At 73.4% G+C, this 7839-nt stretch carries 9 protein-coding genes and 1 riboswitch; of the genes, 4 read left to right on the top strand and 5 right to left on the bottom strand.

Features of this window, described 5'->3' with window-relative positions; all coding sequences use genetic code 11:
* Positions 1–90: 90 nt before the first annotated feature.
* The 4 genes from ACZ52R_RS36445 to ACZ52R_RS36430 form a co-directional block, all read right to left on the bottom strand.
* Positions 91–801 (bottom strand): hypothetical protein, encoded by a 711-nt coding sequence (locus ACZ52R_RS36445; protein WP_465624882.1) that lies wholly within the window; start codon positions 799–801, stop codon positions 91–93.
* A 336-nt stretch (positions 802–1137) separates the two neighbouring features.
* Entirely contained in the window at positions 1138–2202 is a 1065-nt protein-coding gene (locus tag ACZ52R_RS36440) for a serine hydrolase domain-containing protein (RefSeq protein WP_465624884.1), read from the bottom strand.
* 221 nt (positions 2203–2423) lie between these two features.
* Positions 2424–2837: an HIT family protein gene (locus ACZ52R_RS36435; RefSeq protein ID WP_360491771.1), complete on the bottom strand. Its 414-nt coding sequence runs from the start codon at positions 2835–2837 to the stop codon at positions 2424–2426.
* Between the two features lie 220 nt (positions 2838–3057).
* The gene (locus ACZ52R_RS36430) at positions 3058–3753 is read right to left on the bottom strand and encodes an MSMEG_1061 family FMN-dependent PPOX-type flavoprotein (RefSeq protein WP_360491768.1); all 696 of its coding nucleotides are present in this window, start codon (positions 3751–3753) and stop codon (positions 3058–3060) included.
* A 154-nt stretch (positions 3754–3907) separates the two neighbouring features.
* Between ACZ52R_RS36430 and ACZ52R_RS36425 the strand changes: the two genes are divergently transcribed.
* A complete protein-coding gene (locus tag ACZ52R_RS36425) occupies positions 3908–4225 on the top strand; it encodes an antibiotic biosynthesis monooxygenase family protein (RefSeq protein WP_360491765.1) in 318 nt (105 codons plus the stop codon).
* Between the two features lie 139 nt (positions 4226–4364).
* On the opposite strand, the gene ACZ52R_RS36420 is transcribed toward ACZ52R_RS36425, so the two are convergent.
* Positions 4365–4613, bottom strand: coding sequence for an SCO4226 family nickel-binding protein (locus tag ACZ52R_RS36420; RefSeq protein WP_360491762.1), 249 nt, complete (start codon positions 4611–4613; stop codon positions 4365–4367).
* Positions 4614–4827: 214 nt separating this feature from the next.
* Positions 4828–4955: riboswitch (FMN riboswitch) on the top strand.
* Positions 4956–5173: 218 nt separating this feature from the next.
* Here ACZ52R_RS36420 and ACZ52R_RS36415 point away from each other — a divergent pair.
* From ACZ52R_RS36415 to ACZ52R_RS36405, 3 genes are read left to right on the top strand one after another with little or no spacing between them, the layout of a single operon-like run.
* A complete protein-coding gene (locus tag ACZ52R_RS36415) occupies positions 5174–5911 on the top strand; it encodes a riboflavin synthase (RefSeq protein WP_465624888.1) in 738 nt (245 codons plus the stop codon).
* On the top strand, positions 5908–6555 hold the full coding sequence (locus ACZ52R_RS36410; protein ID WP_396287693.1) for a nicotinamide riboside transporter PnuC: 648 nt from the start codon (positions 5908–5910) through the stop codon (positions 6553–6555). The genes ACZ52R_RS36415 and ACZ52R_RS36410 overlap by 4 nt, the downstream gene beginning before the upstream one ends.
* On the top strand, positions 6552–7823 hold the full coding sequence (locus ACZ52R_RS36405) for a bifunctional 3,4-dihydroxy-2-butanone-4-phosphate synthase/GTP cyclohydrolase II (protein WP_465754964.1): 1272 nt from the start codon (positions 6552–6554) through the stop codon (positions 7821–7823). The genes ACZ52R_RS36410 and ACZ52R_RS36405 overlap by 4 nt, the downstream gene beginning before the upstream one ends.
* Positions 7824–7839 lie beyond the last annotated feature (16 nt).

Genomic DNA, 7839 nt, shown 5'->3' with positions numbered 1-7839 from the left:
ATCTCCGCGTGTCATGGCCTTCTTCTACCAGCAGCAGCACCGCCGAAGCGCCCGAATCCACGAACTCATGATCTGAATTCAGAACAGTCCCTAGGGGGCGGTGGCCCGGAGCTCCTCCAGGAAGCCGGCCGCCGCACGGGCGTTGGGCACCGCGAGGGCGAGCGGCAGGCCGGCCGAGCGCGTCCGGATCTCCAACTCCCCAAGCGCCGACGCCCGGGCCGACTCCACCTCCGCCCACCGGTAGGCCTCCGTCGCCGTGAGCGGGTGCGGCGGCCGGTGGACCAGCCCGCCGGCCGTCACCGTCAGCCGCCCCCGTGCGAACCGGACGCTGCCCTCGGTGCGCAGCGTCTCGTGCAGGGCGGCTCGGAGCCCGGGGGAGAGGCGTTCCTCCAGCTCCCGGAACAGTCGGGCCAGCCCGTGCAGATGCTCCAGCACCACCGGCTCGTCCACGCCGGCCAGCCATATTCGTCCCTGCTCACAGGCCCCGCGCCGACCGTCAGGGGAGTATCCGGAGGAGTACTCGGTGGCCTCCAGCGCGCCCCACGGCAGCGGGCGCTCGCCGCCGTCCGCCGCGACCAGCACCAGCCCGCCCTCGTGGATCCGTACCGACCGAAGACCGGGCACCGGCCGCAGCCACCCGAACCCGCTCGCCGCCACCACCGCGACGGCCCCCACCACGGGCGCGGGCCACCACCCACCGAGCGCCAGACAGGCGGCCACCGCGACCACGGCCGCGCAGGCGTTCACCCACGCCCGCGCCCGCCGGGGCACCGGCCGGAACCGCCGGTACACGCGCACCACCGGCCCGATCCGATCAGCCGGCCCGACCCGGCCGCCCTGACCGACCGGCCCGGACGGACGGACCGTCCGCACCCGCGTCGGCGACCACACCACCGCCACGTCGGCCCCCTTTCACTCGGCGGACCCATCGGAACCGCAGCTGCCGGATCCATCCCCAGCATCGACCGTCCGCGGCACCTGGCAACAGTGCCAATCGGCACCTTTTGGCCCGAAACGACCTCGCCACCATCATCGCCCCCGGCCCGGAGCCCGCCGCTACCGGGGGTGCCGATGGGCAGGGTCGGGCGCCTCCCGAGGCGACCGTCCGCGCCGGCCCGGCCGCGTCCTGCCTCGCCGTCACCCCGCCGTGGCGAAGTCCGTCTGCAGCCTGCGCAGCAGCGCCGTGCCCGCCGGATCGACCGACCGGCGGGTGTTGGACAGCACCACCACCCCCACCTGCTTCTCGGGGTCGAAGGCCACGAACGAACGGAACCCGCCCGTAGCGCCGTTGTGCCAGATCTGCAGGTGGCCGCCCTGCTGGCTGTGCAGCCGGTGGCCGAGCCAGCCCAGGTGCATCCAGGCGAACAGGTTGACCCGGTGCCTGGTCTCCCGGGTGAGCATGATCGCGGGCGACAGCGGCGCGTCCGACGCGCGGTCGGCGGCCAGCTGGGCTCGCAGGAGTATCGCGAGGTCGGCGGCGGTCGACCGGAGCCCGCCCATGCCCGGCACGGCCGCCAAGTCCCAGTACTGCACCGGCCGCCCACCCTGCGTGTGCCCGTGCGCGAGCCGCCCGGGCCGCTCCGCGTTCCCCCGCACGTGCGTGTCCACCAGCCCCAGCGGCTCGCAGACCTCACGCGTCACCAACTCCTCGTACCCCGTACCGGCCCGGTGCGCGAGGGCCAGGCCGAGCAGCCCCGCGCCGAGGTTGGAGTAGCGGAAGCTGCGCCCGGGCGCGGCCCGCAGCCGTGTCCGGGCGAGCCCGTCCAGCACGTACTCGGTGCTGCAACGGGCGTACGGATCAGGGGCGTTGGGCTTGAGTAGGGCCTTCGCCAGCAGGCCCCGGGGCAGGCGGGGGAGGCCCGCCGTGTGGGTGGCCAGGTGCCGCAGGGTGATCTGCTGCCCGCCCCTGCCGGGGACGACGACCCGGCCGCCCCGCGCGCCGGTGAGCACCTCGGCGAGCGGCTCGTCGAGCCGTACCGTGCCGTCGAGTGCCAGCCGCGCGAGCACGAGCGAGGTGAACACCTTGGTGACGGAGCCGATTTCGAAGATGGTGGACGGCCCGGGCACGCCGCCGCCCGGACCCGACCGCCCGGCAGCGCGGATCTCCGTGTCACCGCCGGCCAGCCCGGCGACGACCGCGCCGACGTGCTGGCCCGCGAGCCGGTCGACCGTCTGTTGCACGACGCGCGCGAGTTCGTTCATGGCATGAGCCTAGGCGGGCCGACCTGCCGGATCGTCAGCCCCAAAAACGATTTCGGCCGTCCCCGATGCTTCTCCAGGCGTACACCCGGCTGCTCCCGGCACGGTACGGCCCCGGACGGCGCAGCCCCGCGCGGCGCGGCCCCGCGGTGCGACCCAGGACGGCACAGCCCCGGACGGTGCCGGCCCGGACGGTGCCGGCCCCTCGAGGCGCAGCGCGCAGCTCACCGCGTCAGCGCCGCCCGCAGCCGGGCCGCGACCTCCGCCGCCCCCGCCTCGTCCGGGTACTTCCCCCGGGGCCAGAAGAACCCGCGCAGCCCGTCCTTCGGATTGCGCGGCACCACGTGGACGTGCAGGTGGGGCACCGACTGGCTGATCCGGTTGTTCGCCGCCACGAAGCTGCCCGCCGCGCCCAGCCCTTGCTCGACGGCCGCCGCCACCCGCTGCACCCGCAGGAAGAACGGCCCCACCTCGTCCGCGGGCAGGTCCGCGAGCGTCCGGTGGTGGGCGCGCGGGACCACCAGAACGTGGCCGGGGAACAGCGGCCGGCGGTCCAGGAAGGCCACCGCCGCTTCGTCGTCCAGCACCCGGTGCGCGGGTTCCGCACCCGCCACCACCGCACAGAAGACGCAGTCCATCCGTCCATTCAAGCCACCGGCGGCCGCCCCGGCACCCCGGCAAACCCCCGGGGGCCCGCCGTCACCCGACCGGCCGCCGACCGGGTGCGGCCGCCCGACCGGCGGGCGCACCGTGCTGCAGGGGGCCGACCGGGCACCCGGCCCGCCGTGCACCCCGGCCCACCGCGAAACCCGGCCCGCCGTGCACCCCGCCTCACCCGCCCCCGCCGGCACGGTGGCCTCACTCGTACCGGTACAGCAGCGCGTCCCGCTCGTTCTGCTCGATCATCTCGATGGTCAGCGCCTCGTCCCGCAGGTGCGAGAGCGTGACCTCCGCCGAGCTCGGCTGCGCGTCCTTGGCGAGCCAGTTCTCCGGCTTCCACGCCGAGGCGCGCAGGAGCGACTTCGGGCAGTGCGCGTACACCTCCTCCACCGCGACCACGATCGCGCTGCGCGGCGGTTTGCCGACGGCGGTCAGCTGGCGCAGCAGCTCCGGGTCGGTGGAGACACAGGCCCGGCCGTTCACCCGCAGCGTGGTGTCCCGGCCGGGGACGACGAAGAGCAGCCCGACCCGGCCGGTCTCCAGGATGTTGTGCAGGGTGTCCAACCGCTTGTTGCCGGTGGCGTCCGGTATGGCCAGGGTGTACTCGTCGAGCACCGAGACCAGCCCGGTCGGTCCGCCGCGCGGGGAGACGTCGCAGTGCCCGGCGGCGTCGGAGCTGGCGACGAAGACCAGCGAGGAGCAGGCGATCAGACGCTGCGCGACCTCGTGCAGGTGGCCGACCTGCTTGCGGCGCGCGTGGTCGCCGGGCTGCTCGTAGATCTCGCGCAGCTGGCCGGGATCGCTGAGGGCGCCCGCGCGGAGGGCCTCGAACAGGTCGCCCGGCCGGTCCGGACGGGTGCTTGACGGAACGACAGCTTCCGGTGTGGTGGTCATACCGCGAATTTAGCCGAGGGCCCCCGGGGCGCCGCCGGCCGAGCTGCGGCCGACCGTGCCGGGGCCTCCGGTCGAACCCCGGCCGACCCCTCACCACCAGCGGTTTTCCGCTGATAATGGGGCCAGGGACTCCAGCCAGCCGGAGGTGGTGGTCGTGATCGTAAGAATCTGGGCCGGGCAGGTGCTGGCCGGTCGTATCGAGGAGTTCTGCGATCACCTGGCCGCCCAGGTGATCCCGCAGCTGGGGCGGACGGACGGCTGCCTCGGCGGTGAGCTGCTGCGCTCGGTGTCGGAGGAGAACGGGCACCGGGTGCTGGTGGTGAGCCGCTGGCGCGACGAGGAGGCCCTGCGCGGGTACGCCGGGCCGATGTGGCGGATCCGGCCGGTCTGGTCGGAGGGCGAGCTGCGCTACCTCGCGCACCCGCCGGAGGTCACCCACTTCCTGCAGATCACCACACCCGCCACACGCTGAACCGCTCCGAACCCGCTGCGCCACACGCTGAGCCGCTCCGAACCCGCTGCGCGACACGCTGAACCGCTCCGAACACCCGGAACCGCTCGCCACACGCTGAACCGCTCCGGCCGCTCCGAACCACTCCGGGCGGCCGGCCTCACACCATCAACGGCACCGGGTGGATCTCGTCGGCCGGGTGCCCGCTACGGCTGTGGACCCGCTGCACGGCTTCCTTGGTGGGCGCGTCGGAGAGGCAGTACACCGTGCCCGACTCCGGGTCCGCCCACGCCTGCTCGAAGTGGACGCCTTCCTCGCCCTCGACCGCCAGGTCGGCCGCGTGGGCCTGCCTGAGCTGCTCGGCCGTGATCCCGGTCATCCCGTGGTGGACGTCCATGAACTTCGCCATCGCCCTCGCCTCCGTAGCTTCGGTGCGTCACCGGCAGGGCCCCACCTACCAGCCTCACCCCCGCCGACCGCCTCCGCCACCAGACCGGATCCCGGAAGGAGCGCGTAGCCCCCCGCCGGGCATTCCCCGCAGGTTCGTGAAACAGACCACAGCGAAAGCCCCTCCCTGCCCTTGCGCCGACCGTGGCAGAATGACCGCATCAGCAGTGACGTTCAGCGCACTCCGGGGTCGGTGAAAATCCGAACCGGCGGTTACAGTCCGCGACCCGTCCGCAGCCAGCGGCCGGTTGACCAGGTGAAATTCCTGGACCGACGGTTAAAGTCCGGATGGGAGGCGTGCGCGGGCGGACGAAGAGCAGTACCCGTGGTCCATCGTTACCGGACCGGACCGCGGTCAGGTGAACGACGGGAGAGCAGTGTCTCCCGGGCCGGGTGAGCGATCTCCCGGCGGCCTCGGCATCCCGGCGACGGGTCGTGCCGTCGGCTCGCGCACCGTTGCCCGTCCGTGTCATCTCCCTCTGCCGCCCCGGAGTCCGCGCCCCAAACGCGAGGAGAACCCGGGTGTTCACCGGCATCATCGAAGAGCTCGGCGAGGTCGTGTCGATCGAGGAGATCGGCGACTCCTCGCGAATCCGCCTGCGCGGCCCGGTGGTCTGTGCGGACGCGGGTCACGGCGACTCCATCGCGGTCAACGGCGTCTGCCTGACCGTCGTCGACTCCCCGGCGGAACTGGCCGCGGGCACCGGTGAGTTCAGCGCCGACGTGATGGCCGAGACGCTGCACCGTTCCAGCCTCGGCGAGCTGAAGCCCGGTTCCCGGGTCAACCTGGAGCGCGCGATGGCGCTGGGCGCCCGGCTCGGCGGCCACCTCGTGCAGGGCCATGTCGACGCCGCCGGGCGGCTGTTGAGCCGTGAGCCCGGCGAGCGCGACGCGAACGGCGAACTGCGCTGGGAGGTGCTGCGGTTCTCGCTGCCCGACACCATCTCCCGCTACCTGGTGGAGAAGGGCTCGATCACGGTCGACGGCGTCAGCCTCACCGTGGTGGAGGCCGCCCGGGACAGCTTCACCGTCAGCCTCATTCCGGCCACCCTCGCGCTGACCACGCTCGGCGCCAAGGCCGTCGGCGAGAGCGTCAACCTGGAGGTGGACGTGCTCGCCAAGTACGTCGAACGCCTCCTGGAGTCCCGCACCCTGCCCAACCTGCCGGGCCTGCCCAACCTGCCTGACCTGCCGGGCGCGCAGAACCCGCAGGGCCCGCAGAACCCGTCGATCGACGAAACCCCGGGGGAGTCCAAGTGAGCTGGCTCAGTGGAGAGGCGTTCACCGTCTTCGGTGAACACGTGAAGTGGGCCGACATGTTCGGCAACCTGCTCGGATTCGCCGGCCTCGCGCTCGGCTGGCGCCGCTCGGTCTGGAGCTGGCCGGTCCAGCTGCTGTCCGGCGCGGTGCTGATCACCGCCTACCTCGGGGGCCACGTGCCCGGCCTGATCGGCAAGCAGCTGATCGTGATCGCCACCGCCGCCTGGGGCTGGGCGCAGTGGCGGCGGGGCCGCCGGGACTCCGGCACCATCGCCGTACGGTTCGCCAGTTGGCCCGAGCGGCTGGCGCTGGCGGCCGGCACCGCGGCCGGCACGGTCGCGCTCGCGCTGCTCTTCACCTCCTTCCCCAGCCTGTCCTGGAGCCCCTGGTCGGACGCCTACATCTTCGTCGGCACGCTGGCCGCGATGGTGGCCCAGGCCCGCGGCTGGCTGGAGTTCTGGTTCGCCTGGATCGCCGTGGACATCGTCGGCGTCCCGCTCGCCTTCAACAGCGGCTACACCTTCTCCGGCCTCACCTACTCCGTCTACTTCGTCCTGGTGCTGCTCGGCCTGCGCTCGTGGTGGCTGAGCACCCGTGAGCCGCGTACCAACTCCGCCACCGTCCCGCAGGGAGCCACGGCATGACCGAGAACCAGTCCGAGCAGGGCGCCGCCGAGGTCGAGCTCGTCCTCGACCCGGTCGAGCGGGCGATCGCCGACATCGCCCTCGGCCGCGCGGTGGTCGTGGTCGACGACGAGGACCGCGAGAACGAGGGCGACATCGTCTTCGCCGCCTCCGCCGCCACCCCCGAGCTGATGGCCTTCACCATCCGCTACAGCTCCGGTGTGATCTGCGCGCCGATGACCGGCGAGGAGCTGGACCGCCTCAAGCTCCCGCCGATGACCCAGGTCAACGAGGACCGCAAGGGCACCGCCTACACCGTCTCGGTGGACGCCCGCGAGGGGGTCGACACCGGGATCTCCGCCGCCGACCGCGCCCGCACCGTCCGGCTGCTGTCCTCGCCCGGCACCGAGGCCGGCGACCTGACCCGCCCCGGGCACGTCTTCCCGCTGCGCGCGGTCGAGGGCGGCGTGCTGGTCCGCCCTGGCCACACCGAGGCCGCCGTCGACCTGGCCCGGCTCGCCGGGCTGCCGCCGGCCGGCGCGATCGCCGAGGTGGTCAACGACGACGGCACCATGGCCCGGCTGCCCGAGCTGGTCGTCTTCGCCCGCGAGCACGGCCTCGCGATCATCTCCATCGAGGACCTGATCGCCTACCGCCGCCGTACCGAGCTGCACGTCGACCGGGCCGCCGTCACCGCCCTGCCCACCGTGCACGGCGAGTTCACCGCCGTCGGCTACCAGGGCACCCTCGACGGTGTCGAGCACATCGCCCTGGTCGCCGGCGGCCTGGACTCCGAGGGGCAGCTGCCGGACGGCGAGGACGTCCTGGTGCGGGTCCACTCCGAGTGCCTGACCGGTGACGTCCTCGGCTCGCTGCGCTGCGACTGCGGCCCGCAGCTGGAGGCCTCGCTGCGGCGGGTCGCCGAGGCCGGCCGCGGCGTGGTGCTGTACCTGCGCGGGCACGAGGGGCGGGGGATCGGTCTGGCCCACAAGCTGCGCGCGTACGAGCTGCAGGAGCAGGGGCGCGACACCGTCGACGCCAACCTGGACCTCGGCCTGCCCGCCGACGCCCGCGACTACAGCATCGCGGCGCAGATGCTGGTGGACCTCGGCGTCCGCTCGCTCACCCTGCTGACCAACAACCCGCGGAAGCAGACCGCGCTCACCGAGCACGGGCTCAAGGTCAAGGGGCGCGAGGCGGTCGAGATCGCGCCCGGCGAGCACAACCTGCGCTACCTGCGGACCAAGCGCGACCGGATGGGCCACGACCTGCCCGGCCTCGGCTCCTGACCCACCACCGACCACT

The sequence above is a fragment of the Kitasatospora sp. NPDC034023 genome, assembly GCF_055575795.1.
The sequence above is the reverse complement of the archived record's forward strand: the minus strand, read 5'-3'. Positions and strand labels throughout refer to the sequence as shown.